At 63.0% G+C, this 24,938-nt stretch carries 24 protein-coding genes; 6 read left to right on the top strand and 18 right to left on the bottom strand.

What is annotated here, in order from left to right:
• Positions 1-41 precede the first annotated feature (41 nt).
• From eutC to ehuR, 8 genes are all read right to left on the bottom strand, one after another.
• Positions 42-1,025, bottom strand: coding sequence for an ectoine utilization protein EutC (gene eutC / locus FQU74_RS18385; RefSeq protein WP_146287930.1), 984 nt, complete (start codon positions 1,023-1,025; stop codon positions 42-44).
• 11 nt (positions 1,026-1,036) lie between these two features.
• Positions 1,037-1,987, bottom strand: coding sequence for a hydroxyectoine utilization dehydratase EutB (gene eutB / locus FQU74_RS18390; RefSeq protein ID WP_229704449.1), 951 nt, complete (start codon positions 1,985-1,987; stop codon positions 1,037-1,039).
• Complete coding sequence (gene eutA / locus FQU74_RS18395; protein ID WP_146287931.1) at positions 1,984-2,748, bottom strand: ectoine utilization protein EutA; 765 nt, start codon at positions 2,746-2,748, stop codon at positions 1,984-1,986. The genes eutB and eutA overlap by 4 nt, the downstream gene beginning before the upstream one ends.
• Positions 2,745-3,404: an ectoine/hydroxyectoine ABC transporter permease subunit EhuD gene (ehuD, locus tag FQU74_RS18400; protein WP_146287932.1), complete on the bottom strand. Its 660-nt coding sequence runs from the start codon at positions 3,402-3,404 to the stop codon at positions 2,745-2,747. The genes eutA and ehuD overlap by 4 nt, the downstream gene beginning before the upstream one ends.
• A 1-nt stretch (position 3,405) precedes the next feature.
• A complete protein-coding gene (gene ehuC, locus FQU74_RS18405) occupies positions 3,406-4,062 on the bottom strand; it encodes an ectoine/hydroxyectoine ABC transporter permease subunit EhuC (RefSeq protein WP_146287933.1) in 657 nt (218 codons plus the stop codon).
• Between the two features lie 67 nt (positions 4,063-4,129).
• A complete protein-coding gene (gene ehuB, locus FQU74_RS18410) occupies positions 4,130-4,948 on the bottom strand; it encodes an ectoine/hydroxyectoine ABC transporter substrate-binding protein EhuB (RefSeq protein ID WP_146287934.1) in 819 nt (272 codons plus the stop codon).
• Between the two features lie 27 nt (positions 4,949-4,975).
• Positions 4,976-5,761: an ectoine/hydroxyectoine ABC transporter ATP-binding protein EhuA gene (gene ehuA, locus FQU74_RS18415; RefSeq protein ID WP_146287935.1), complete on the bottom strand. Its 786-nt coding sequence runs from the start codon at positions 5,759-5,761 to the stop codon at positions 4,976-4,978.
• Positions 5,762-5,870: 109 nt separating this feature from the next.
• Positions 5,871-7,256, bottom strand: coding sequence for a MocR-like ectoine utilization transcription factor EhuR (ehuR, locus tag FQU74_RS18420; protein ID WP_146287972.1), 1,386 nt, complete (start codon positions 7,254-7,256; stop codon positions 5,871-5,873).
• Positions 7,257-7,316: 60 nt separating this feature from the next.
• Between ehuR and FQU74_RS18425 the strand changes: the two genes are divergently transcribed.
• From FQU74_RS18425 to FQU74_RS18440, 4 genes are all read left to right on the top strand, one after another.
• Positions 7,317-7,793: an Lrp/AsnC family transcriptional regulator gene (locus tag FQU74_RS18425; RefSeq protein ID WP_146287936.1), complete on the top strand. Its 477-nt coding sequence runs from the start codon at positions 7,317-7,319 to the stop codon at positions 7,791-7,793.
• A 120-nt stretch (positions 7,794-7,913) separates the two neighbouring features.
• Positions 7,914-9,407, top strand: a complete 1,494-nt coding sequence (locus tag FQU74_RS18430; RefSeq protein WP_146287937.1) for an NAD-dependent succinate-semialdehyde dehydrogenase — start codon at positions 7,914-7,916, stop codon at positions 9,405-9,407.
• A gap of 18 nt (positions 9,408-9,425) precedes the next feature.
• Positions 9,426-10,799, top strand: a complete 1,374-nt coding sequence (locus tag FQU74_RS18435; RefSeq protein ID WP_146287938.1) for an aspartate aminotransferase family protein — start codon at positions 9,426-9,428, stop codon at positions 10,797-10,799.
• Between the two features lie 156 nt (positions 10,800-10,955).
• The gene (locus FQU74_RS18440; protein WP_146287939.1) at positions 10,956-11,903 is read left to right on the top strand and encodes a cation diffusion facilitator family transporter; all 948 of its coding nucleotides are present in this window, start codon (positions 10,956-10,958) and stop codon (positions 11,901-11,903) included.
• On the opposite strand, the gene FQU74_RS18445 is transcribed toward FQU74_RS18440, so the two are convergent.
• Positions 11,875-12,918, bottom strand: coding sequence for an AraC family transcriptional regulator (locus tag FQU74_RS18445; RefSeq protein WP_158635637.1), 1,044 nt, complete (start codon positions 12,916-12,918; stop codon positions 11,875-11,877). The two genes, FQU74_RS18440 and FQU74_RS18445, sit on opposite strands and share 29 nt — an antisense overlap.
• 108 nt (positions 12,919-13,026) lie before the next feature.
• Between FQU74_RS18445 and FQU74_RS18450 the strand changes: the two genes are divergently transcribed.
• The gene (locus FQU74_RS18450) at positions 13,027-14,460 is read left to right on the top strand and encodes a DUF1254 domain-containing protein (protein ID WP_146287941.1); all 1,434 of its coding nucleotides are present in this window, start codon (positions 13,027-13,029) and stop codon (positions 14,458-14,460) included.
• A gap of 58 nt (positions 14,461-14,518) precedes the next feature.
• Here FQU74_RS18450 and FQU74_RS18455 read toward each other — a convergent pair whose 3' ends face one another.
• The 5 genes from FQU74_RS18455 to FQU74_RS18475 all read right to left on the bottom strand — a co-directional run bounded on the left by FQU74_RS18455 (position 14,519) and on the right by FQU74_RS18475 (position 20,320).
• Complete coding sequence (locus FQU74_RS18455; protein WP_146287942.1) at positions 14,519-15,382, bottom strand: CPBP family intramembrane glutamic endopeptidase; 864 nt, start codon at positions 15,380-15,382, stop codon at positions 14,519-14,521.
• 68 nt (positions 15,383-15,450) lie between these two features.
• Positions 15,451-17,001: an amidase family protein gene (locus FQU74_RS18460; protein ID WP_146287943.1), complete on the bottom strand. Its 1,551-nt coding sequence runs from the start codon at positions 16,999-17,001 to the stop codon at positions 15,451-15,453.
• Positions 16,998-18,422 (bottom strand): S10 family peptidase, encoded by a 1,425-nt coding sequence (locus FQU74_RS18465; protein ID WP_146287944.1) that lies wholly within the window; start codon positions 18,420-18,422, stop codon positions 16,998-17,000. The genes FQU74_RS18460 and FQU74_RS18465 overlap by 4 nt, the downstream gene beginning before the upstream one ends.
• A 56-nt stretch (positions 18,423-18,478) precedes the next feature.
• Complete coding sequence (locus FQU74_RS18470; protein ID WP_146287945.1) at positions 18,479-19,231, bottom strand: alpha/beta hydrolase; 753 nt, start codon at positions 19,229-19,231, stop codon at positions 18,479-18,481.
• A 105-nt stretch (positions 19,232-19,336) separates the two neighbouring features.
• A complete protein-coding gene (locus FQU74_RS18475) occupies positions 19,337-20,320 on the bottom strand; it encodes a helix-turn-helix transcriptional regulator (RefSeq protein ID WP_146287946.1) in 984 nt (327 codons plus the stop codon).
• 443 nt (positions 20,321-20,763) lie between these two features.
• Between FQU74_RS18475 and FQU74_RS18480 the strand changes: the two genes are divergently transcribed.
• Positions 20,764-21,303, top strand: coding sequence for a hypothetical protein (locus FQU74_RS18480; RefSeq protein WP_146287947.1), 540 nt, complete (start codon positions 20,764-20,766; stop codon positions 21,301-21,303).
• A gap of 46 nt (positions 21,304-21,349) precedes the next feature.
• Here the strand turns inward: FQU74_RS18480 and FQU74_RS18485 are convergent, their stop codons facing one another.
• Genes FQU74_RS18485 through FQU74_RS18500 form a run of 4 tightly spaced genes read right to left on the bottom strand, consistent with a single transcriptional unit; the run spans position 21,350 to position 24,885 of the window.
• Positions 21,350-22,570, bottom strand: a complete 1,221-nt coding sequence (locus FQU74_RS18485) for a type III PLP-dependent enzyme (RefSeq protein ID WP_146287948.1) — start codon at positions 22,568-22,570, stop codon at positions 21,350-21,352.
• Entirely contained in the window at positions 22,557-22,793 is a 237-nt protein-coding gene (locus FQU74_RS18490) for an acyl carrier protein (protein ID WP_146287949.1), read from the bottom strand. Before FQU74_RS18490 ends, FQU74_RS18485 begins: the two co-directional genes overlap by 14 nt.
• A gap of 17 nt (positions 22,794-22,810) precedes the next feature.
• A complete protein-coding gene (locus tag FQU74_RS18495; RefSeq protein WP_146287950.1) occupies positions 22,811-24,346 on the bottom strand; it encodes an AMP-binding protein in 1,536 nt (511 codons plus the stop codon).
• Complete coding sequence (locus FQU74_RS18500; RefSeq protein WP_229704450.1) at positions 24,343-24,885, bottom strand: serine O-acetyltransferase; 543 nt, start codon at positions 24,883-24,885, stop codon at positions 24,343-24,345. Before FQU74_RS18500 ends, FQU74_RS18495 begins: the two co-directional genes overlap by 4 nt.
• Positions 24,886-24,938 lie beyond the last annotated feature (53 nt).

Here is a 24,938-nt window from a genome sequence, read left to right on the forward strand (position 1 = left end):
GGTTTGTCCTCCTTCGGGCGTCAGTGCCCGGTATGCTGATCTCAGACGGTAAAGCTCATGCCTGCACCTGCTGCGCGCGCGCGCGTCACGGCAAGGGCAGCGATTGCGGTATCCTGAATGCCGGTGCCGGTCAGATCGGCCAGGGTAATCTGATCGGGCGCACTGCGACCGGGGGCGGGGCTCGCGATGACCTGTCCCAGTTCGCAAAATTGGCGATCGGCCGGAATCGCGCCTGCTGCGATGGCGTGGTGCAATTCACCCAGGACGCGGGTCTGCGACAGGCGGTCGGCGATATAGGTAGCCCGTGCCAGTAGGGCGGGTGCCACCTCGTTCTTGTGTTCGGCGTCCGAGCCCATGGCGGTTATGTGCTGTCCCGGCGCTGCATCCTGCAGGATCGGACGGGTTGCAGGTGTTGTCGTGACGATGACATCCGCCCCAAGGGTCGCAGTCTCGGGGGTGGCGCAGGCGGTGGCGGCAAACCCGCGCGCAGCAAGGCGCGCGCTCAGGGCCTCGGCCTTGGCCGGGTCCCGTGCCCAGATGCGGAAGGTGCGCACGGGTCGCACCAGCGACAGCGCGAACGCCTGCATCTCGGCCTGCATTCCGGCGCCAAGGATCGCGGCGGTGGCACTTTCGGCCCGGCTCAGGTGGCGCGCGGCCACGGCGCCGGCTGCGGCGGTACGCACATCGGTCAGATAGCCGTTGTCTAGAAGCAGCGCCTGCACGAGACCGGTTTGCGCCGAGAGCACGACCATCATCCCGTTGGTCGACGGCAGGCCGATCTCGGGGTTGCCAAAGAATCCGGGGCTGATCTTGATCGCAAAATGGTCGATCCCCGGCACGTAGGCGGTTTTGACATCCACCTCGCCCCGGTACTCCGGGATATCCAGCCGCAGGATCGGCGGCATCGCGACCGGCTTGGTCGCCAGCGCCCTGAAGGCATCCTCGACGCAGTCGATGGCAGCAAGGTCAAGCGGCACGAGCGTGCGCAGATCGGCTTCGGTCAGGATGGTGACGGGATCTCTCATGCGGGCTGTCCTTACAGAATGCGGGCAAAGGTTTCGGGCGCGACATTGGCACCTGAAAGGATGCAGACCGTTGCAGGGCCGGGTTTTACACGACCAGACAGGATCGCGGCGACGCCCACCGCTGCCGCCCCTTCGACCGCGTCGCCGGTTGCCGCGCGGATGTGGCGCATGGCCTCTGCGATCTCGTCTTCGGACACCAGAACCACATCGTCGAGCAGGGCACGGCACATGGCAAAGGTCACGCGATTGCCAAGCCCGATGCCACCACCCAGCGAGTCGGCAAGTGTCGGAAGCTCGGGCACCTCAACCGGCTGACCTGCCGCGAGGCTCGCGGCCATCGCTGCGCCGCGCGCCATCGTCACGCCGACGAGCCGGGTCGAGGGGGAAAGCGACCGGACCGCTGCCGCAACACCGGCTGCAAGACCACCGCCCGACAGTGGGATCAGCACCGATGACGGCGCTGCGCAATCGGCCAGCAGCTCAAGCCCAAGCGTGCCTTGCCCGGCAACAACGGCCGGATGATCAAAGGGGGGCACTTCGATCAGCCCCTCTTCGGCGACCGCGCGGGCAACCTCTGCCATCGCTTCATCCTGGCTTTGGCCGACCACACGGACTTCGGCGCCCAGATCGCGGATGGCCTGAACCTTGTTCGCAGGCACCAGATGGGACAGGCAGACCACAGCCCTGGCCCCGCAAGCGCGGGCTCCATGGGCCAGTGCCCGCCCATGATTGCCGGTGGAGGCGGTAACCACCCCGCGCGCAAGCTCATCGGCGGACAGTGACAGGATCGCATTCGTTGCGCCCCGCAGCTTGAACGCGCCGGTCTCCTGCCGGTATTCCTGCTTGAGCAGAACGCCCGAAAGGCGCGGATCGACCATCAGCGGAGTGTGGCGCACGCGGCCACGGATGCGCGCCTCGGCCGCACGGATATCCGCAAGGGTAACGGGCAGGGGCGTGTTCACTGCGGCAACCCCAGGGTCATCAGGTGGCCAGGGGTCAGCGCATGATCCAGCCCGCAGATCCGCGCGACTTGCCACGCTGCGGCATAGTTCGATGAAAGCGCGGGCAGGCCGCTTGCCGCCTCGATCCGGTCGATCACGCCTGCTGCACGCACCGCAGTGCAGGATATGAACAGCGCGTCTGAAGCCGGGTCGGCCGCCGATGCCGCAAGGTCCACCAGATCATCCAGCGCGATCCGTGCCATGTCCCGATCGTCGGTCATATCGAGGCAGGTGAAGCGGTCAATCTCGAAACCCTCGGCCGCAAACAGCGCAGCCATCGGGCGCGAGGTGTCGACAGTATAGGGGGTCAGCACCGAAATCCGTCGTGCGCCCATGGCCCGCAGGCCTGCAAGAGCGCCTGAGATCGGCGTGACGACCGGGCATCCGGGTTTGCCCTTTGCGACCTGCGCCCGCACGGCGGCATCGCCAATGCAGACCGAGGCAGAGGTGCAGCCATAGATGATGGCATCAAGCGGCTCATCCGGCAGGATCAGCGCGGCACCCTCGGCCAGATCGCCCTCCATCGCCCTCAGGGTCTCGGGCGTCACCGGATTGGCAAACGGGATGCGGTTCACATAGATCCCCACACCTGCGGGGACGAGGATCCGGGCATAATCCAGCTCTGATGTATGGTCGGTGGCCAAGGCAACCAGCCCGACGCGGTGGGCCACGGGGCGGTCATCCAGACGCGGCGCGCGTGAGAAGATGCGGATATCGGTCATTTTCCCAGCCTTCCGAAACGATGCTCCAACCAGCGCAGCATGACGACCGACACAAGGCTCATTCCAAGGAAGAACACGCCCACCATCGTCATCGGCTCGATGTAACGATAGCTGGAATTCGCGACCGACTTCGCCTGATTCATCAACTCCAGCACGGTGATGGCCGACAGAAGCGGCGTCTCCTTGAACATGGCGATCAGATAGTTCGCCAGCGCAGGGATCATTGGCGGCACAGCTTGCGGAACGATGACATGGACCCAGGTCTGTCGCGTGGTCAGATTGGTGGCGCGTGCGGCCTCCCACTGGCCCTTTGGCACGTTCTCGATACCGGCGCGGTACACCTCGGCCGTGTAGGTTGCGTAGTGCAACCCCATGCCGATCACGCCCGCGACAAGTGGCGGCAGCAGGATGCCGACATCCGGCAGCACGTAGAAGATGAAGTAGAGCTGCACCAGCAGCGGCGTGCCCCGGATGAATTCGATCACAAAGGAAACGGGCCGTGCGACCAGCGGGTTCCGCGATCGCCGTGCGATCGCAAAGACAAGGCCCAGGGCAGCCGCCACGATGGCAGAAAGCAGCGTGATCAGCAGGGTCAGCTTCAGCCCTTGCAAGAGCGTGGGCATGATCTCGGCGACGAAGGTCCAATCCCACTGCATCCTAGCGCACCCCATCAAGGCCGCGCGTCATGCGGCGTTCAAGAAGCCGCATCGAGGCGGAGATGATCAGGGCCATTGCGAAATAGAGGATCAGTATCATGGCAAAGGGGATCAACGTGTTTCCGGTCTGTGCCCGCACGATCTGGGCCTGAAACGTCATGTCGGTAAGCGAGATCAGCGACACCACGGCGGTCGCCTTCAGAAGTTCGATGGCGTTGTTGCCAAAGGTCGGCAGCATCAGGGGCAGGGCCTGCGGCAGGATCACATGGCGCATCCGTTGGAACCGGGTCAGGTTCAGCGCGGTCGTCGCCTCATACTGATCGCGCGGCACCGACAGGATCGCGCCGCGCACCACCTCGGCGGCATAGGCCCCGACATTCAGGCCCAAAGCCATGATGCCCGCCGCCATTGGCGAGAGGCTGATGCCCATGAAGGGCAGCACGAAATAGGCCCAGAAGAGCTGCACATAAATCGACGTCCCACGAAAGAACTCGATGTAGATTGTCGAGAGCCAGCGGATCGCCCGCCATTGCGACAGCCGGCCAAGACCGGCAAGAAACGCGGCGGCAAGCGCGAGGATCGAGCCATAGACCGTCAGTTGCGCAGTCACCAGCGCCCCCTGAAGGATAAGGTTCAGATATCCGGACCAATCGGCCATGAACTTGGGCTTTCGTTCAGAAGAAAAAGCCGGGCATCGCGCCTTGCGCCACGCCGCCCGGAGGGGGTCACTCGCCGCAGAGGGTTGCGCGGCTGGTGGAGATCGCGGCAGCTGCCGAGAACCCGTAAGGCTCTATGATCGCGGCAAATTCTCCAGATTCCTTCATCTTGGCCAGTTCGACGTCAAAGGCGTCGCGCAGTGCTGCATCCTCCGTGCGGAAGGCTGCGCCGTCGCAGTAGACAGGCGCGCCTATGACCGGGGCCACCATTTCTAGGTTCGGATCGGCCGCTTTGGCCATCAGGTCAGAGATCGACAGGACCGGCAGCGAGTAGACATCGATCCGCCCGTCCTGCAGCATCTTCACGCCTGACTGCCCGTCCGGCACCACGATCACACGGTCGCGCGGCACGCCAGCTTCCAACGCCAGTTTTTCCTCGGTGCCGCCGCCCGGTGCGCCGATCTTGGCGTCCGGGTTCGCCGCGATGTCGGCGTAGGACTTGAAGCCCTTGGGATTGCCCTTGGGCAGAAGGAACGCCTCGGCATCGCAGAGCACGGGCTCGGAATAGGCGACAGCCGCGCAGCGCTCGGGCTTCATGAACAGGCCCGCGGTGATGGCATCATGGCGACCAGCCTGAAGGCCGGGGATCATCGCGCCATATTCGCTGATCGAGGCGACCACCTCGGGTACGCCAAGACGCTTGAAGATTTCGCGCGCCACATCGGGCGCCGCACCCGAAACAGTTCCATCGGCGGCAACGGCCGTAAAGGGGGGCTCGTTCGCAATGGCAATCCGGGCAAAGCCCTGTTCCTTGAGATCGGCAAGGGTGTCGGCCATGACTGCGGCTGGCGCGGCCATGAGGGCAAGGGTCAGAAGGGTCTTTTTCATACTACGTCCTCTCTGTCGGTGGCTGGATCAGACACGGTGCCCTGCGGCGATGATCTTGCGCAGGAAGGTTTGTGTGCGTTCGTGTTCTGGGTTGCGGAAGATCTGGTCCGGCGGACCCTGTTCGACGATGCGGCCCTTGTCGAAGAACAGGACGCGGTCGGCGAATTCATGGGCAAAGCCCATCTCATGCGTGACAAGTAGCATCGTCATGTCAGTCTCGGCCGCGAGGCGCTTCATCACCAGAAGCACCTCCTCAACCAACTCAGGGTCGAGCGCGCTCGTCACTTCGTCAAAAAGCATGATGCGCGGCTGCAGCGCCAACGCACGCGCAATGGCGACGCGTTGTTTCTGGCCGCCCGAGAGCTGGCTTGGCATGGACTTCGCCTTGTCGGCGAGCCCGACCATGTCGAGCAGTTCCATTGCGCGGGCCTCGGCCTTTGCCTTTGGCTCGCCCTTGGTCAGCATCGGGGCGAGCGTGACGTTGTCGAGCACCGATTTGTGCGGAAACAGGTTGAAGTGCTGAAACACCATGCCGATGTGGCGACGCATGTGATGCAGGTGCGCCTCATTGGCCGGCACTTCCGTTCCGCCCTTCTGCATGTGGTAAAGCTGTTCGCCGCAAACCTCGATATGGCCGCCTGAAATGGTTTCGAGCGTCATCAGGATGCGCAGAATTGTGGTCTTGCCCGAACCGGAGGGGCCGATCAGCGCCAGCTTCTCGCCCGGCATGACATCAAAGGACAGCCCGTCGAGCACCTTCAGCGTGCCAAAGGACTTGTCCAATTGGTTGATGCGGATGATCGGTGTGGTCACGCCTGTCTCCCCGGTTCTGGTTGGGGCGACAATTGGCATGACTTAAAATCATGTCAATTAATAAATAATATCATGACAATTTTAGCTGGCCGCAGGACACTTTGAACAGTCAAATGTTCGGCAAAAGTGGCTCAGGCGCGTTCAAAAGCATGGCAGCTACTGCAGCAAGCCCGTGGCGCAGCTCTTCCGTCCGGGTCGAACCAAGGGCTATGCGAATCGATTCCTGTCGCCAGCGGTCTGACGCGCGGAAGGCGCTGCCCGAAGCAACCGCCACGCCGCGCAGCCGGGCCTGAGCCGCAAAGCTCTCTTCCGTCCAGCCATCGGGCAGGCGGAGCCAGAGGTGCAGGCTGTTGCGGTGGCAGTGCGGCATTGCCGCGCCCAGGACATCGGCCGCAACATCATGACGTTCGGCCATCGCACGGGCCTGCCAGGCTGCCAGATCGGTGACGGTTCCGTCTGATACCCAGTGCGACAGAAGGTCGGCCATGGGCGGGGTCGCCATCCAGTTCGCGACAAGATGGCGATTGGCCATCGCCGTGGCATGGCGCGTCGGCGCATGCAGATAGGCCATCCGCATCCCAGGCACCGTGATCTTGGTAAAGCCGCAGATATGCAGCGTCCGTTCGGGCGCCAGCGCGGCAAAGGGCGGCGCGCGATCCGGGATCATGACATTCAGGATATCGTTTTCAATGATCGCAAGGTCATGTCTGTGGCAGACCTCGACCAGTTCAGACCGCCGGTCTGTCGGCATGATCATGGCTAAGGGGTTGATAACATTTGGCTGCAAATAGACCGCGCGGATCATCCCTTTGCGGGCAGCTTCATGCAGGGCGGCGGGCAGCATGCCGGATGCGTCCATTGCTACCCCTTCAAGGTGCAGCCCCAGATAGCTGCAAAGGGGCATAAGCGTGTGGTGGGTCAGCATCTCGGCCGCGATGCCCGATCCGGGCGGCGCTACGCTCATCACTGCTGCGGTGATAGCGGGGGTTGCCCCGTTGGTCAGTGCGATGCCCTGCTCCTCTGCCGGAACGCCCTGCCGGATCAGCCAGTTGGCTGCGACTTCACGGTGATAGGGCATCACCATATTGGGCCGGAATGACAAGGCCGACGGCGCGGCAAGGTTTTCGGCGAGCCATGCAAACCCTTGACGCATCCGGTCAAGATGCACAGCCTCGACGACCGGCTTCAGGATAGAGAGGTCCACAATCTCGCCCGGACGTTCTGGCAGATAGGGCTGCCGTGCCTCGGCGCCGGGTCCCAGAACGAACGAGCCGCGACCAACCTCTCCGGCGATCAGTCCGCGGCGGATCAGCTCGTCATAGGCGCGGCTGACGGTTTGCACCGACAGACCCAGCAGATCGGCCAGCTTGCGGTGTGGCATCAACCGGGTGCCAATCGGCAACTCGCCTGATTCAATGGCGCGGGCAAACTGCTCGGCCAATGACAGGTAGGCCGGGCGCGTCAGGTTGGCGGGGTTGGGCATCCAGTTTGTCATGATTGCAAATGTGGTCAAAATCATATCAATCTGCAATCAGAGAATTGCGGAGTGACCCTGATGAAACTGGACGCCATCGACCTGCGCATCCTTCAGGCGGTGCAACGGGACGGACGGATCACCAAGCTCAAGCTTGCTGAGGTCGCTGGGCTGTCACCCACGCCCTGCTGGCTCAGGCTTCGCAAACTGGAACAGGCCGGGATCATCGCCGGATGGCATGCCCGTCTCGCGCCGCGCCGCGTGGCTCCGTTCACCACGGTGCTGGTCGAGGTGGCGCTGGCAAACCACCGGCAAGCCGACTTCGAGCGGTTCGAGCGTGCGGTCATGGAGATGGAGTCCGTCGTTGCCTGTTGGTCGGTTGGCGGAGGGGTGGACTATTTCCTCAAGGTCGTGGCGCAGGACATCGACGCCTATCAGCGTTTGATCGACGGGATGCTGGCCGCCGAAATCGGCATCGACCGGTATTTTACCTACATCGTCACCAAGACGCTGAAGGAGGATGAGCCGCTGCCGATGGCCCTGTTCGGGGTCAAATAGAGAAAGTCTCTATCTCAGCGCGGTGCGGGGCGCAGTTCGGTCCATGAGGGCGGCCAGCTTTGGTCCCCTTCTCTGGGCTTCTCCCTGCACAGTGGGTGCAGCCATTCAGGAGATCGTCCGATGAACGCCTGCACCCCGCACAGCACCCACCCTGCGCTTTCCCGCCTGACCGACCGGTCGCTCTTGCGCACGCTTGGCCATATCGGGGGGCGCTGGACTGCCGCCCCGGATGCCGCCGACTTTACGGTGACCGACCCTGCCTCGGGCGCGCAGGTTGCCCGCGTCGCAGCACTTGGCGTGGTCGAGACCAACGCCGCGATTGCCGCCGCCACTGCCGCGTTTCCTGCCTGGCGCGACCGCCTCCCGCAGGACCGCGCCCGCATCCTTCGTACCTGGGCGCAGCTCTTGCTGGCCGCGACCGAGGATCTGGCGCTGATCATGACGCTGGAACAGGGCAAGCCCCTGTCCGAAAGCCGGGGCGAGATCGCCTATGCGGCCGATTTCCTTGACTGGTATGCAGGCGAGGCACTGCGGATGAACGCCGAGGGCGTGACACCGCATCTGCGTGATGTCGAAATGATCGTGCGGCGCGAAGCTCTTGGGCCGGTCGGGATCGTGACACCGTGGAACTTTCCTTCGGCCATGATCACCCGCAAGGTTGCGGCGGCTCTGGCGTCCGGTTGCACCTGCGTCGTGCATCCTTCGGCGGAAACACCGCTCTCCGGGCTTGCGCTGGCCGAACTTGCCGAGCGCGCGGGGCTGCCCGCCGGGGTGATGAACATCGTGCCGGGTGATGCGGCGACGATCGTTGGCCGGATGTGCACCGATGACAGGCTGCGCGCCATGTCCTTTACCGGCTCGACCGGGATCGGCCGGATGATCGCGGCCCAATGTGCACCGACCATGAAACGGCTGGTGATGGAACTTGGCGGCCACGCCCCGCTGATCGTCTTTGCCGATGCCGACATTGACCGCGCGGTCCAGATCGCGATGGACGCCAAGTTTGCAACTTCAGGCCAGGATTGCCTTGCTGCGAACCGCATCTATGTGGAGCGCGCGATCCTGCCTGCCTTCACCGCCAGGTTTGCCGAACGGATTGCGGCCCTGAAGGTCGGCTCGGGGCTTGAGCCGGACAGCGATATCGGCCCCCTGATGCATGCCCGCGCACTGGCCAAAGTGGCCGAGCAGGTGCGCGACGCAGTTGCACGGGGCGGCCGGGTGGTGACGGGCGGCGGCGTTCATGCGGACCTGCCGCTGGCCTATCTGCCGACGCTGATCACAGATGCCCCGGACGATGCGCTGATCCATCGCGAGGAAACCTTTGGCCCGGTTGCCTCGGTGCTGCCGTTTGACACCGAGGCAGAGGTGATCGCGCGCGCCAATGACACCGAATACGGGTTGGCCGCCTATCTCGTCACCCGCAATGGCGCGCGGGCGCTGCGTCTGTCGCGCGCGCTGGAGTTTGGCATGGTCGCCGTGAACCGCGTGAAGATCACCGGTGGCCCCATACCCTTCGGGGGCTGGAAGCAGTCAGGTCTGGGGCGCGAAGGCTCGCGCCACGGCATGGAGGCCTTCACCGAACTTAAATACCTTTGCATCGACACTGCCGCCTGAGGCGGGAAAGGAACCACTATGCTTGACCGTGAAAACGACCTGAACGCCTGGGACCGTGACCACTTTTTCCATCCCTCGACCCACATGGGGGCCCATGCGCGCGGCGAAACCCCGCGCCGGGTGATCGCGGGCGGCGAGGGATGCACCATCGTCGACACCAACGGCAAACGCAGCCTCGATGCCTTTGCGGGGCTCTACTGTGTCAACGTGGGGTACGGGCGCACCGAGATCGCTGATGCGATTGCCGAGCAAGCCCGTGAACTGGCCTATTATCACGCCTATGTCGGCCACGGGACCGAGGCCTCGATCACGCTGGCCCGCATGATCATCGAACGTGCGCCCGCACATATGAGCCGGGTCTACTTTGGTCTTTCGGGCTCGGATGCCAATGAGACCAACATCAAGTTGATCTGGTATTACAACAACATCCTTGGCCGCCCCGAGAAAAAGAAGATCATCTCGCGCTGGCGTGGCTATCACGGATCGGGCGTGATGACCGGATCGTTGACGGGTCTGCACCTGTTCCACACGGCCTTTGACCTGCCGCGCGCGCCGATCCTGCACACCGAAGCGCCATATTACTTCCGCCGCGAGGACCGCTCGATGACGGAAGAGCAGTTCAGCGCCCATTGCGCGGCGAAGCTTGAGGAGATGATCCTTGCCGAAGGGCCGGACACAGTCGCCGCCTTCATCGGCGAGCCGATCCTTGGCACCGGGGGCATCGTGCCGCCGCCCGCAGGATACTGGGCAGCCATTCAGGCGGTGCTGAAGAAGTATGACATCCTGCTGGTCGCCGATGAGGTGGTGACGGGCTTTGGCCGCTTGGGCACGATGTTCGGATCGGTGCACTACGGGATGGAGCCCGACCTGATCACCATCGCCAAGGGGCTGACCTCGGCCTATGCACCGCTGTCGGGATCGATCATATCGAACCGCATGTGGGATGTGCTGGTGCAGGGGTCGGATCAGCTTGGGCCGATCGGTCACGGCTGGACCTACTCTGCCCATCCGGTCTGCGCTGCGGCCGGTGTCGCCAACCTCAAGCTGATCGACGAGCTGGGTCTGGTGCAGAATGCCGGTGATACCGGGGCCTATTTCCGCAAGGCGCTGACGGATGCGCTGGCAGGACATCGCAACGTGGGTGAGGTGCGCGGCGACGGGCTGATGGCTGCGGTGGAATTCGTCGACGACAAGGACGATCGCCGTTTCTTTGATCCCGCGCGGAAAGTGGGGCCCGCCATCGCGGCCGCCTTGCTGGAAGAGGGGGTCATCGGTCGCGCCATGCCGCAGGGCGATATCCTGGGCTTTGCCCCGCCGCTTTGCCTGACTCGGGCCGAGGCGGATACGGTCGTCAGGGCCGCCGAGCGTGCAGTGCGCAAGGTTCTCGGCTGACGCAAATCTTTCGGTCGGGCAGCATGCAACCCACCCATTGCCTGATGGCTTTCGCCGTCAGGCAATGGGCTTGTCTCGTTCTCTGAAATGGGCACAGATGGCAGGATGACTGGCGCGGACCGCAGGGCGAACAGTCGCTGACGGGGGAGGGTGGTCATGCGCGCAGTCGAGATCCGCGGCCGACTTGAACAGCGGCTGCTGCTGACCGCGGTTGCGGCGACGCTCTGTGTCTCGGGTCTTGGCTTTCTCTTCGGTCTGTTGACCGGGTCGTTCTCTATCCTTTTCGATGGTGTCTATGCGCTGATTGACGCAACCATGGGGGCGCTCGCCTTGCTGGTTGCGCGGCTCATCCTGCGGGATGCCTTGAAGCATGACGAAGAGGCACCGGGCCGGGTGCGCTATCAGTACGGCTTCTGGCATCTGGAGCCGATGGTGCTGGCGCTGAATGCCACGATGCTCACGCTGGCAGCCGGATATGCGCTGGTCTCGTCGGTCATGCTGATCTTTGAGGGCGGCACTGAGCTGAACTTTGACGCAGCCATCCTCTACACGGTCATCGTCATCGTGATCTGCTTTGCGATGGCCGCCCGGCAGCGTCGGCAGAACCTCCGCCTTGGGTCAGGCTTTGTGGCGCTGGACGCGAAGGGCTGGCTGATGTCTGGCGCCATCACGCTGGCGCTTCTGGTGGGCTTTGCGATCGGTCGCGCGCTTGAGGGTACGTCGCTGGCCTGGGTGCAACCCTATGTCGATCCGGTCATTCTGGCGCTGGTCTGTCTGGTCGTGATCCCCATGCCCTTCGCGGATCTGCGCGAGGCGGTTGCGGGTATCCTGCGGGTGGCCCCGGAAGACCTGGATCACCACGTCCTGACCGTGGCCGCAGCGGCGCGGGAACGCCACGGGTTTGCCGACAGCTATACCTATGTCGCGCAGGTCGGCCGGGCCACGCTGATTGAGATCCATTTCATCACACCGCCCGGATGGCCCCTAAGCAGCGTGGCGCAGCTTGATGCCATCCGGCAAGAGGTGGGGGATGCAATCGGCGACGAGGGGCCGAACCGCTGGTTGACGATTTCCTTCACCGAGGATCCAGCCTGGGCATTCTGATCCCGGCATCGGGCATCGGAGTGTGAGGTTCGACCGCCGCTGCACGGACGCTCGTGGGGGTCTGGCCGCTCCACCGGCGAAAGGTCTCGGCAAAAACGCTGGGCGAGGCAAAGCCGATGGCGCTTGCGATATCGCCAATCGGAAGCTTCGTCAGGGCGAGCAATTCGTTGGCGACTGCAAGGCGAACCTCATCGCTTAGCGTCGTGAAGTCGGTACCTTCATCCAGAAGTCTGCGCCGGAGTGTGCGTTCGTTGATGCCAAGTCGATGGGCGATATCCGGCATCCTTGGTGCCCCATGCAGCAGGGCGCGCCGGATCTCGTTCCTGACCCTGTCCGAAAGGACGAAGACTGACCGCGACGACATTGACGCAATCAGGTTCAGCATTTCGCGCCGTTTGAGAGGATTGGCGCCAGGAAGTCTTTTGGCCATCGTGGCGGCATCCAGCACCAGGCAGGTCCGCAGCTGATCAAATCGGACAGGCGTGCGCAAAAGCCGTGAATAGAGCGGGGCATTGGACGGCGCGCTATGGCTGAGTTGGACTTCAAGCGGGCTTGCGCCATTTTGGAGCAGGTGCCGCAGCAGGCGCACGCCAACACCAACAACGACGTCGTAAAGAACAAAGGCGCCCGGATGTGTCTGTGTGTAGATGCCGTAACCTACGAATTGATCCGGTCCATTGCGGTGCAGATAGACAATGGCGCCGCTCGAATGGCCCGGCTGAAGCGTTACGAAATCTTCCATGGCTTGCCAAAGGGTGGGGGCGGTCTGCATCAGCGCGCCGATCATGCCGTGGTGCTGCATTTCAAAGCGCAGCCCGCAGAGCAAACCGATGTGTTGGCAACCGGTAACCTCGGCAGCGCGATAGAGCAGGTGGAGCAGTCGCGAAAACTCCAGCCGCAGGTCAGGGCTGACGGCACCAAGATCAACGCCGATCTCGGAGAACAGCGCTGCCGGGTTTGCACCCAACTCTTTAAGTATGCTCGGAAGTTCGCTCCCGACCCCAAGCCTTTGCATGGCCGCGGAAGGATGCGGGGCCACTAGCATGATTGTCCTCAAAACCAAAGCCGCAATCAAATCATTGGGATATCGTTGCGCAGATTCCAAGACAAAAAGGATTGCACCATGTCCCTGACCAGACGCACCTTTGCCCTTAGCGCAACCAGCCTGATTGCGATGGCCGCCGCCAGCGGTCGTGCGCTTGCCGAGAACGACAGCCCGATCCTGGGCCTTATCGAAGGTACAGACGAATTCGCGACCGCTTCGGACGCATACATATTCGGCTATCCGCTGGTCACGATGGAGATGACGCGCCGCATCATCACGAACGTGGCCGCACCCGAAGGGACACGTGGGCCGATGGGATCGTTGATCAGGGTCAGGTCCTATCCGGATGCAAGCTACCGCGACATCACCGCCCCGAATGCCGATACACTTTATACAACGGCCTTCTTCGATGTCGGGGACGAGCCATGGGTTCTGGATCAGCCTGACATGGGCGACCGCTTCTTCCTGCTGCCGATGCTGTCGGGCTGGACGGATGTGTTTCAGGTGCCGGGCAGCCGCACCACGGGCGGGGCGGCCAAGACATTCCTGATCACCGGTCCGGGGTGGAGCGGAACCGTTCCCGATGGCATGACCGAATTGAAGGCCCCGACCGCGATGGTCTGGCTTCTGGGCCGCATCTACTGCACCGGCACGCCCGAGGACTATGAGGCTGTCCACAAGCTGCAGGATGCCTTCAAGCTGCAGCCACTGAGCACCTGGGGCAGCGACTATACGCCCCCCGCCGGCAAGGTGGATGCGTCAATCGACATGAAGACACCAACCCGCGATCAGGTGAACGCAATGTCGGCGGCAGATTACTTCACGCTGCTGGCCGAGTTGATGAAGCGCAATCCGCCCGCAGCGGCCGATGCGCCTGCGCTCGAGGTCTTTGCCGGCATGGGCCTCGTTCCCGGCCAGCCATTCGACCCCACGGCGGTCAGTTCTGTGATTGATGACAAGCTCCCCAAGGTTTCCTATGGCCGCATCATGGCGCATTTCATCGACTCGGACGGTGACATGACGCGCGAGAATGGCTGGTCCTTCACCACGAAGGCCGGCACCTATGGCACGAACTATATCCAGCGCGCGCTGATCACCGCGATCGGCCTTGGCGCCAACCGGCCGCAGGACGCGATCTACCCGACCTCGCTGAAGCCCAACAAGATTGAAAGCTACAGCGGTGAGAACAAGTACACGCTCGTCTTCCCCAAAGGGCAGCTGCCCCCCGTCAAAGGCTTCTGGTCGTTGACCATGTATGACGAGAACATGTTCTTCGTCGCCAATCCGATCAACCGCTACTCGATGAGTGTGCGGACCAATCCGACCTATGGCGCGGATGGGTCGCTGACAATCTACATCCAGAAGGACAGCCCCGGCAAAGATCTCGAGGCCAACTGGCTTCCCGCGCCGGAAGGCAAGTTCCACCTCATGCTGCGCTTGTACTGGCCCGACGAGAACACGCCCTCGATCATCGACGGTTCGTGGAAGATCCCGCCGGTCGAAAAAGTCTGAGACCAACCACCGTCTTGCGGCCCTTGGCAGTCGTTGCGGGGGCCGCAAGGCAAATGGGTCAGACGCTGCGCCGCCACAACGGCAGGATGATCCTGCCGCTTCGGATCGCCATGACCAGCAGGATCAAGCCGGTCACAGTGCAGAGGGCAAAGGCGATGATCGAGGCCTCGACGCCGAACTTCCCGCCCGTCAGCAGCTCGGGCCCGCTGATCACCGGGGCGATCAGTCCCGGTGGCATTTCATTGCCCGATACCGCGCCCGAGAAGATGCCGCCTTGGGTATAGTTCCACGACATGTGAAAGCCCATCCCAAGCCACAGGCGACGGGTCAGCATGAACGCCGCAGCCAGAAGAACCCCGGCCTCGACCGAGAGGAAGAGCGCCCCTTGAAGCGTGCCATCCTCGTTCCCAAGGTGGCGCAGTCCGAAAACCAGCGAGGAGGCCGCCAGCGCAATCCAGCTACCCAGATACTCCTCGGTGACGCGGAACAACACGCCACGATGGATCAGCTCCTCAAACACGCCCGAGCTGATCGCCATTGGCAGCATGGGCAGCAGGTAAAGCCATGAATTGACCCCCCCGATGCGATAGGCGCCAAGCCACATCAGGATCGCAATAGAGGCGGCGTAGAGAAGAAACCCGAGCCAGAGGCCCATGCCGAACTGCCGCCGGCCGCGCTTTGCAAGCTCGGTTACCGGACGGCGTTCAACGAAACGGACGAAACCCCAGTAGACCGCAAGCGCAAGCGCGCACAGGCCAAGGACGATGACAAGGCTGACAAGCGGCTGGTCCGCATAGGCGAAGATGAAGCCATTGCTGATCCCCATGCCCAGAAACAGGATACCCCCCAAAATCGGCACCCGGACCAGCGGAAAGTGCAGGATTCGCAAGAGGATATTGGGCTTTGGATCGGTGGTTCGCATCACTTCTTGCTCTCCGCAGGTGACGTGCGCCGTGTTTGACACGCCCCGCGGGGTGGACCAACGTGCCCCTAGGGCAGTTCGGCCGCGATATGCCCGCGTGTCATCTGCTCGAACGCATAGGCAAAGGCCAGAAGCTGTGCATCCTGCCCCTTTTTGCCGATCAGCGTTATCCCTGCAGGCTCGTCATCATCGCGGCGCCCGGTCGGCACTGTAATGGCGGGGTATCCGGCGGTTGCATAGAAAGGCGCCTGCAGGTTTGCGATACTGACGAGGACCTCGGCGCCCTTTGCAGCAAAGGCCGCATCCAGCGCGCCTGTTGCGGCTGCGCGCATGTCGGCCCCGATTTCCTTGTGATCCTCGGGCGTGAAATCCTTGGACATGGGCGCGATCAGCGTGATCAGACCCTGCCCAAACGGCGCGCGACGTGCCGGATCGGCAGCATTATAGGCGATCAGGTCTTCGGGGCTGACCAGTTCGGGATGGCGCGCGGTGACATAGGGCATCATATCGTAGCGCAGGCCCGAGCTCAGGTAGGCAATGAAAGCGTCCAGCGTTCCACTGCCGTCCTGCAGCATCACCGGGTGCATCTCTGCCCCCAGCATGGCAAGCGCGGCACCGGCCCGCTGCAGCATCTGACTGTAGTCACCGGCCTCGTGGATGCCTGCCGTCAGAATGCCGACCTTGACACCATCCAGCGCCCCGATGGACAGGCCAGACGCATAGTCGGTGTCGGTCTCGTCTATCGCGGCAAGCAGAAGGGCTGCATCACGCACGCTGCGCGCGATAGGCCCGGCCCCGTCATTGCCCAGGACCAGGGGCACCACACCCTCACCACGAACAAGCCCGGCCGAAGGCTTCATGGCCACAAGGCCCATGACCGCCGACGGGGCGATCAGCGAGCCTGACGTTTCTGTCCCGATGCTGGCAACGGCATAGCCTGCGCTGACGCTGATCGCTGAGCCGGAGCTTGATCCGTAGGTCGGGTAGGGGCCAAGCGGATTGATCCCTTGACCACCAACTGCGCCACTGCCGCCCGAGGGAAAGCCCGCAGCAATGGCACCTGCAAACTCCGAAAGGCTGGCCTTGCCGATGATCACGGCCCCCGCCGCGCGCAGATTTGCGACCAGCGGTGCATCCGCTGGGGCGACATTGTCGAGAAGCACTTCGGCGTTGGCGGTTGTGTGCATCGGGCCTGCGGTGCCGATGTTATCCTTCAGGGTGATCGGGATGCCGTCCAGCGGACCCAGCGATCTGCCGGCTGCCCGCCGCGCATCAGCGGCCTTTGCCTCGGCGAGGGCTGCGGGGTTGATCTCCAGCATGCCGCGCAGGCGATCATCCAGGCGCTGAACCCGGGTCAGATGCCACAGCGTCAGCGTCTCTGCGGACAGGCGTCCATCAGCCATGGCCGCCTGGATTGCTGCGATATCGGCCCCTGCGATCAGCGCGTCCAGTTCTGGCGTCGGCTTGAACGCGCCAAGGGCATCGGAAAACGGCGTGAAATCCAGTGGGCGCAGCCGGTCGATCTGAAGAGCGGCGATCTGGCTCGCGAGATCATCTTGCGCGATGGCCGGTAGCGCACCGGCGAGCGCGAGGGCCAGAAGTGCCGAACGCATCATCATTTGATCCCTCCGTAGAACGCCCGCACATCCGCTGCAAACTCTGCCCGGCTGGACCTTTGCAGATAGAACATATGGCCGCCCGGATAGACGCCGAGGTAAAGCCGCGCTCGGGCCTCGGGCGTCACTGTCGATTGTTCCAGCATGTAACGGGTGCGGAAATAGGGCGTCGAAAGGTCATGCATGCCGTGCACCACAAGGGCCTTCAGGTCCTGGTTCTGGGTCAGCGCCAGCGCCAGATCATCTGGCCCGCCCGCGGATGAGCTACGATCCCACTGCATGTTCGCCTCCATATTCAGAGGGACATAGTTGCGGTCGGTCCGGTAGCCGAGATCACCCCGGACGTAGTCCATGAACGGCGGCAGAAGCACCCCCGTCAGCACCGCGATCGAGCGGTCAAATGTGTTCAGTCCCGGCATCTCGGGGATCGGGTTCTCTACGGCGACCGTCCCGTCGTAGCGATCAAGGACAAGACCCTTGTCCTGCAGGATGGACGCGGCAAAGGTCTGATCGTCAATCCGGGCCCGCTTGCGTGCCACCAGTTCCGGGTCAAGGCCGATCATCTTCGCGACCGTCTCGAAGAAAGCCTTCTGGGTTGCCGCATCAGACCGGCCGAGTGTTGTCAGCCCGGTCGTCAGCTTCTCCAGTGCGAAAGTCTCGAATTCGGGCAGCGCCTCGGGGCCTTTGGATGCACCGTTCAGCCCGTAATGCGCAGCAATCGCGGCCTGCGTGGGAAACATCGTCAACGGACCGAGGATCGAATAGCGCGTCTCGGCGATGTCGGCATGCAGCGCGGGCGAAATCAGGACAGCGCGGTTCAGGTTGATGCCGTAATTCTCTGCCAGAACGCGGGACAGACCGGCAACGCGCTGTCCACCATAGCTTTCCCCCACCAGCGCCTTGGGCGATCCCCACCGGTCATTCACGGTCAGCCACTGCCGGATGAACCAGGCAATCGAGTGGATGTCGCTGTCAACCGCGTAGTATTTTTTCGGGTCTCCAGCCTGCCCGTCGGGCCCCGGCAACATCCGGCTGTAACCTGTGCCAACAGGGTCGATAAACACCAGATCGGTAAAGTCGATCCAACTGTCAGGGTTCTTCTCCAGTCGCGCAGGTACGGGGGGAAATGTGCCATCGCCGGCCGTGGCAATCGTCAGCGGGCCGATGGCCGCGATATGCAGAAAGATGCTTGCCCCACCCGGCCCGCCGTTGATCAGAAATGTCACCGGGCGCGTGGTCGGGTCGGCGCCATTCAGCGTGTAGGCCACATGAAAGATCTCGGCATCCGGTCGCTCGGGGTCTTCTCCGATCGCCAGCATTGCGGCTGTGGCTGTATACGGCGCGGCGTCCTGCGCGGCGGCAAGGCTTGCCCAGACAAGGCTGGCCGCAACCGCAATCAACTGCAGGATACGGGATCGGATCATGGATGAATTCCTTCGGTCGTCTGTGGTTCGGCCGCCCTCGAAGTGGGGCATGGCGGTTACTCGCTCGGTAGCACCCATTTGGGTTTCAGCGTCTCGATACATCCGGTCGATAGTGCATCACCTGGCCGTTCGACGAAGGCCAGGCCAATGTCCTTGGTGCATTGCGAGAAGATGAGCGCGCCGTGCCCCGCTTCGGGAAAGCCCAGCGTCTGCATGATGGCCTGCACGTCGCGTGCGTTCTGTACGGTGTTATAGGCCGAGGGGTCGCGCCCTTCCTCTTTCAGCTCGGCGGTACATTTGCTGAAAATTCCCTTCCGCTGTGAATCGTCGAGCTTGTCGGGTTTGAAGAGGTCAAGAAGGCTAGTCTCGAAAGTCGAAAAGCAGGTGACCATGTCTGATGAGATGCCGGCTGCGCGTTGGTCGAATGTCACCGCATCGCGCCGCGCCCGATGCCCCTCCCACAGGGGCACGACGATGCCTGCAAGATCGCGGACTGCGCCCCCTCCTGGCCCTCCGTGCAGATAGACCAGCGGATTGAGCGCGGGGCTGAGGGTGCGGGCCTTGAGCACCGCGAATGCAAGGCTGATCCGCGTGCCTTCGGGCGTGTCGTGGTTCTCGGGCACGTCGACCCGCCCGCAAATCACGGTCTGTCCTTCGACCTCGGTCGCCGGCAAGGGCCGTGGGCAGGCCTCGATGGTGACCGGGAGGGCAGAGACAGCTCCGCCCGAGGCAATGATCGGAAAGGCCTTGTCGGCAGGCTCGGCAGACCGAAGTCCCTGAATGGTCGCGATGATCTGCTCGGTATTCATTCCTGGGAATCCCGGTTGGAAGGTCTGGCACCTGAAACAGGTGTGGCTTGGCTCCTTCCGGTCGGGCTATCCGAAACGCGCAAACCCCATGGGGCCGCGCATGTTTCAGGCCGAATACCGCGCTGGCCGATCTGATATGCGCCGCTTTCGGGCAAGCGTTTCACTGGGGCGTTCGCCGTAGGTGCGGAAATAAGCCTCGGCAAAACGGCTGAGATGGGTGAACCCGCAATCCAGCGCGATGGCTGTGACCTGCTCTTCCGGCTCGGCCCTCAGAAGGCTGGCGCGTGCCCGTTCCAAGCGGATGTGGGTAAGGCGCGCCTTGGGGCCGATCCCCATCACGGCATGAAATGCGGCTTGCAGGCTGCGAAGTGAAAGGCCCAATTCGCGTGCGACCTCTGCGATCGAGATCACCTCGTCGGCGCGGTCCATGAAGATCTCTTCGGCCCGGCGCACGCGTAGAAGATCAACAGCCGAGGTTGCGGCCGCTTCTGTCACATCGGCCAGCCAGTCGGCCAGCAAGTCACGCAAGAGCGCGTCAAGGCTTGCGGCGGTGCGGGGTGGCATGACGCCACCGTCTTGCAGGGCAAGATCTTGGATCAGGAAATCGAGATAAGATGCCAGCCTCTGCGTCGTTGCGGCCTTTGCGGGCAAAAGGTCACGGCACAGAGCTGACTCGATCCCTGCATCAACGGCGATCTGGCGCAGGCCGTCTTCGGGCAGCATCAGGACCAGCCCGTCAAACAGGCCCGCCTCGGGTGCCCGTACATGCGTCGTGCGCGTGTTTGGCCGCAGTAGTCCTGACCCGCCGCCCGGAATGACGACGTTCCGACCCGCTATGCAGATCGAAAGTGCCCCGTTGCGGGGCATCAGAAAGGTCACGTTCTGCTTTTCGGTCAGACTGATCCGATGACCCGAGGACCTGACCCGCCCGATCCGGATACCCGGATTGCCATATCGGTACTGCGCGGTGCGCAGGCGACCCTGATCCTGATCAAAGGCAAAGGCATGCGTGCTGGAGAATAGGATGGACTCAAAAGCCCCGCCAGCTTCGCCGCCACAAACAAGGTTCTGGACTTCAATCTGGCCCATGATGCTCTCTGGAAAATTCAAGGGACGAAATACGAGCCGGCTACAAAGAACACATACATAGATTGCACGGCTTGGCCGACACTGAAAAGGCAATCACGCGATCTGGCTGCAATTCGCAAGCGCGGGGTCCGAACAGGAACCCCTGATAGCTGCCAACCGGTGAAAAGTCGGGCGGATGCGCAGTGCGATCCCTGCGGCAGATTACCCGTGCAGATCGCGTCAAGAATCAATCAGCCAATGACGCCTGGTCTGGTGCCTTGCTTCGGCCCCGGCGCAGTCGATCAGACCTACGCCACATTTTTCGCCTACCGGATAGCCGGGTTGTACTGGTGGCGAATAGGCTTGTCTTGGGTGCGGATCTGCTCCGCGCCCTGAATGATCCTGCGGTCCTGCCTCCTGATCCTGCCGGGTTGGCGGCACCGCCCTGAACCGGAGATTGCCGGATGAAGAAACTGCTTTCCATTTTTGCCATCGCCGCGGTTGCGGCGCAGGGCTTCGCGACGCCGCTTTGGGCAGATCGCGACACTGATCACAAGGTTGCAGCCGCCTTGGCTATCCTTGGTATCGCTGCCCTCGCGCACAACCAGCACCACTACAAGGATGGCTACACTCCGGCAAACGGCGAGGAAACCGCCGAGTTTGAGCGTGGCTACCGCGACGGTGTGCATGGCTACCCCTATTGGGAAGGCAACAAGACGCCGTCCTATGCCCAAGGATATCAGGCCGGCAATACCGAGCGCGAGAACAGCATGGCTCATCGCAAGCACGCGGCCAACTCACAGGCACCCTACATGGCCAACAAGGGCTGCGCCGAGCGGGTCGCGGGGAACTTTGCCGTGCCAGTGGGGCAGGTCCATATCATCAAGGCCCGTTCGCCGGGAAAGCATGAATGGGAAATCGAGGCCGCCGTCGGGCATCAGCACATGGTTTGCAAGATGCGCGATACGGGCGAGCTGCTCGATCTGCGCGGCGGCAAGATGTAAAGCGTCACGGGCGCTAGGCCAGCGGTCGCGGCGTCCTCCCCACCCGTCACGCGATCCGGGTCACGTCGCGGGCCTGAGCTCCCTCGACAAGGATCTCGCGCGGGGTAGGGTGCGAGATGAAGTGCAAGGGGCTTGCGGTCGGTCCGTAGGCGCCGCTCGTGTGGATTGCGATCAGGTCGCCTTCAGCCAGCGGCGGCAGCAGCACCGCCCCGCCGATCTTGTCGATCGATGTGCAAAGCGGGCCGGAGATATCGACCTTTTCAACCTCGTCCCCGCCGCCGATCTTGTGAATGACGTAGTTGCGGCGCAGCACCATCCCGAAATTTCCCGAGGCGGCAAGATGCGCGTTCATGCCGCCGTCGCAGATCGCAAGGCGGCTGCCCCGCGAGGATTTGGTTGAAATGACGCGGGTGACAAAATACCCGGCCTCACCCACCAGAAAGCGGCCAAGCTCCAGCACCAGCTTCGTGCGCGAAAAGCGGGGCTCGTTGCGAAACGCGTTCAGATCCGGGCCGATGTCGGCGGCGATCTGCGGCAACGACAGCGCAGTGTCCCCCGGATGGTAGGGGATGCCCAGACCCGCCCCGAATACAAGCTTCTGCGGCATCAGGTCATGGGTCGCGCAGGTCTCGCGAAAGATCTGCATGTAGATACGCCAGTTCTCGGCGATGGCGTCGGGTCTAAGGCACTGCGTGCCCGAATAGATGTGCAGCCCGATCACATGCAGATTGGGCAAGGCAAGGATCTGGGGCAGCGCCACAGGGGCATCTTCGATATCGATGCCGAAAGGGCTGGGCCGACCCGCCATATGATCGCCAAACCCCTTTGGCACCCGGTCCGGTGCCAGACGGATCAGCACGGGCTGCACGACGCCCAGTTCTGCGGCAATCCGGTCGGCGGCGCGCGCCTCGCGCGGGCTTTCGATGACAAGCTCGCCAAGCCCGCCCGCAATCACTGCCCGCAATTCGTCGTCACGTTTTGCCGGGCCGGTGAATGAGGCACGCTGTGCCTGCCAGCCCGCCGCACAGGCCAACGCAAATTCGCCGCCCGACGAGACGTCGATCAGGTCCACCCGTGGTGCAAGCCAGGCGAGCAGGGCCGGGTTTGGGTTGCACTTCATGGCGTAGCTGACGTCGAACCAAGCGCCCAGACTGGCCCGCAGTTCAGTCAGGCGCGTCTCTATGGCGTCGGTCAGATAGATATAGGCCGGGGTGCCGAACCGTTCGGCCGCCCCGGCAAGGATGCTGTCGAGGTCAGGCCCCGGCATGAGCGTAATCGACGATGGCCTTGACCGTGTCGAAGTTCTCAAGCGTGACGTCGGCGGGGCGGACGACGATGCCTGCTGTCTCCTCAAGATACATGATGATGTTGGTCATTGCGACGGAATCGAGCATGCCGGAGGAGAACAGCTCGGTCTCGGGCGCGATCTCCTGATCAATGTTCAGATCATCATGCAGGTAGTGGATGAGGGCTGTTGAGGTCAGGGGCATATGGTCCTCCGGTCGGTTCAGAGAAGCGCCTTGCAGGCGGTGATGATTGCGGGACGGTCCAGCTTACCGCTGGCCGTGCGGGGCATGGCGCCGGGCCATGGGTGAATGCGGCGCGGGACCATGTAATGGGCCATGGCCTTGCGACAGTGGGCCATAACGGCGCCCTCGGTCGCATCCGGGCCAAGGCTAGCCGCGATATGCACGGCCTGACCAAGCTCGGCGTCATCAACACCCCAAGCCACGACATCGGTGACCAACCCGGATTTCGACACGAGGTCTTCAACCTCGGTCGGTGACAAACGAAACCCGAGCGTCTTGATCATGTCATCCATCCGCCCCACGAACCAAAGATCGCCGTCTGCATCGACGCGCACCAGATCGCCCGACCAGACCACCGGGGTATCACCGATCAGCGAGGCAAGTTCCGGGCAGGGTCGGATCTTTTCAGCGGTAAGTTCGGGGCGCTCCCAGTAGCCCATGCTGACGAGGGGGCCTGCATGGACAAGCTCCCCCTGTTCGCCCGGCCCGGCCAGGCCGATGCCTGGCTTAACCACAAAGACCTGCGCATGGGGTATGGCCTGACCAATTGCCCCCATCTTGGCGGCAAATCGTTCAGGCGGCAGGTAGGTCGACCGAAATGCCTCGGTCAGACCATACATCAGGAAAATGCGCGCGCCGGGAAAGACTTGGGGCAAAAGCGGCAGGATGTCGGGCGGGATCTTGCCGCCGGTATTGGTGATGCGGCGCAGTGCGGGCAGAGGTGTCGGCGCGTCGCGCAGATAGCGCGCGATCTGGTTCCACAGGGGCGGCACGCCCGCAATCCCTGTCACAGCATGACGTATCGCCATGCGGATTACCTCGGACGGCATGGCGACGGGCTGGTGAACAACCGTGCCGCCCACAAGCAGCATGGTCGTCAACTGGTTGAGCCCGGCATCAAAGCTGTAGGGCAGCACCGAGAGCAACCGGTCATCCTCGGACAGGTCCAGATATTCGGCCACGGCAAGCGCGCCAATGCGGATGTTGCGTTGGCTAAGCATGACGCCCTTGGGCATCCCGGTAGAGCCGGAGGTGTAGATGATCATGGCGAGGCTGTCAGGTTCGGGGGCAAACTCTGCCACCTCTGTCTCGGCCAGATCGTCCCAGCGGGCCGCGACCGAGGGCAACTTCTTCCCCTCCCGGATCAACAGCGGCAGGTCGGCGGGGAGCGCGCCCGCAGCGCCTGTCGTGCCAAGGATCGCGGCACTGGCCCGACAGTCGCCCGCGACATAGGCAAGCTGGGTGGGCGTCCACTGGACGTTCACATTCACAACGACAGCGCCGATCTTCAGCGCGCCAAACATCGCGGCCACCTCGTCGATGCCTTTGCGGACATGGACGATCACCCGGTCACCGGCTGCGACACCCTGGCCCACAAGCCAGCTTGCGACCCGATCAACTTCGGTCATGAGACGGGCATAGCTCACCTGCCGCCCCGCATCGATCAGCGCGATCTTTTCCGCACGCCGCGGCAGGTTGTCTGCCAGCAGGCGATAGAGTGTCTCGCCCTTCATTTCTGCGCGCCTTTCGCGAAGGTCGGCAGGCGGGGGTAAATCCGGGCCGGTGAGCCGATGACAACCGAGTCCGAGGGGACGTTGGTGGTGACACAGGTGTTGGCGCCGATCCGGACGCGGTCACCCACCCGGATCTTGCCGAGGACCGAGGAGTTGACGCCGATAAACACATCATCGCCGATCACCGGAGCGCCGGGCCCCATGTTGGTTCCGATGGTGACATTGTGCATGACACCACACCGATCACCGATGACGGCCTCCGGATGGATCGACAGCGAGCCTTCCGCATGGACGATATGAAAGTCCTTGCCGATCCGGGTGCTTGGCGGGATCCAGATCTTGGTGATGTTCAGGATCAGTACCTTGAGCACCCCGTACCACTTGCTGGCCAGCCAGCGCAGCGCAGGGTTGCGAATGTGGATCGCAAATCGCCCATATCGATAAATCGCGAGGGAGACAAAAGCGGGCTCGGTCAGAGACCGCCCATGCCGCACAAAATCTTCAACAATCTCTACCAGCACAGTCAGAAGCTTTCGCAAGGTTCGCGCAGTCGAGGCGCAGAAAAGTCAGAAGTCAGATCGAAGGAGCGAAA

Origin of the sequence: Gemmobacter aquaticus, assembly GCF_007859075.1 — a bacterium.
GTDB lineage: Bacteria > Pseudomonadota > Alphaproteobacteria > Rhodobacterales > Rhodobacteraceae > Gemmobacter > Gemmobacter aquaticus.

Coding starts and splice junctions, on each gene's coding strand:
- FQU74_RS18495 (WP_146287950.1), bottom strand. CDS start 24,346: ATGAAGGGCGAGACACTCTATCGCCTGCTGGCAGACAACCTGCCGCGG.
- FQU74_RS18430 (WP_146287937.1), top strand. CDS start 7,914: ATGAACGCCTGCACCCCGCACAGCACCCACCCTGCGCTTTCCCGCCTG.
- FQU74_RS18485 (WP_146287948.1), bottom strand. CDS start 22,570: ATGCCGGGGCCTGACCTCGACAGCATCCTTGCCGGGGCGGCCGAACGG.
- FQU74_RS18470 (WP_146287945.1), bottom strand. CDS start 19,231: ATGAATACCGAGCAGATCATCGCGACCATTCAGGGACTTCGGTCTGCC.
- ehuR (WP_146287972.1), bottom strand. CDS start 7,256: ATGACAAACTGGATGCCCAACCCCGCCAACCTGACGCGCCCGGCCTAC.
- FQU74_RS18455 (WP_146287942.1), bottom strand. CDS start 15,382: ATGCGAACCACCGATCCAAAGCCCAATATCCTCTTGCGAATCCTGCAC.
- eutA (WP_146287931.1), bottom strand. CDS start 2,748: ATGACCGATATCCGCATCTTCTCACGCGCGCCGCGTCTGGATGACCGC.
- ehuC (WP_146287933.1), bottom strand. CDS start 4,062: ATGGCCGATTGGTCCGGATATCTGAACCTTATCCTTCAGGGGGCGCTG.
- FQU74_RS18465 (WP_146287944.1), bottom strand. CDS start 18,422: ATGATCCGATCCCGTATCCTGCAGTTGATTGCGGTTGCGGCCAGCCTT.
- FQU74_RS18425 (WP_146287936.1), top strand. CDS start 7,317: ATGAAACTGGACGCCATCGACCTGCGCATCCTTCAGGCGGTGCAACGG.
- FQU74_RS18445 (WP_158635637.1), bottom strand. CDS start 12,918: ATGCAAAGGCTTGGGGTCGGGAGCGAACTTCCGAGCATACTTAAAGAG.
- FQU74_RS18460 (WP_146287943.1), bottom strand. CDS start 17,001: ATGATGATGCGTTCGGCACTTCTGGCCCTCGCGCTCGCCGGTGCGCTA.
- eutC (WP_146287930.1), bottom strand. CDS start 1,025: ATGAGAGATCCCGTCACCATCCTGACCGAAGCCGATCTGCGCACGCTC.
- FQU74_RS18440 (WP_146287939.1), top strand. CDS start 10,956: ATGCGCGCAGTCGAGATCCGCGGCCGACTTGAACAGCGGCTGCTGCTG.
- FQU74_RS18475 (WP_146287946.1), bottom strand. CDS start 20,320: ATGGGCCAGATTGAAGTCCAGAACCTTGTTTGTGGCGGCGAAGCTGGC.
- FQU74_RS18450 (WP_146287941.1), top strand. CDS start 13,027: ATGTCCCTGACCAGACGCACCTTTGCCCTTAGCGCAACCAGCCTGATT.
- FQU74_RS18480 (WP_146287947.1), top strand. CDS start 20,764: ATGAAGAAACTGCTTTCCATTTTTGCCATCGCCGCGGTTGCGGCGCAG.
- FQU74_RS18490 (WP_146287949.1), bottom strand. CDS start 22,793: ATGCCCCTGACCTCAACAGCCCTCATCCACTACCTGCATGATGATCTG.
- ehuB (WP_146287934.1), bottom strand. CDS start 4,948: ATGAAAAAGACCCTTCTGACCCTTGCCCTCATGGCCGCGCCAGCCGCA.
- FQU74_RS18435 (WP_146287938.1), top strand. CDS start 9,426: ATGCTTGACCGTGAAAACGACCTGAACGCCTGGGACCGTGACCACTTT.
- ehuD (WP_146287932.1), bottom strand. CDS start 3,404: ATGCAGTGGGATTGGACCTTCGTCGCCGAGATCATGCCCACGCTCTTG.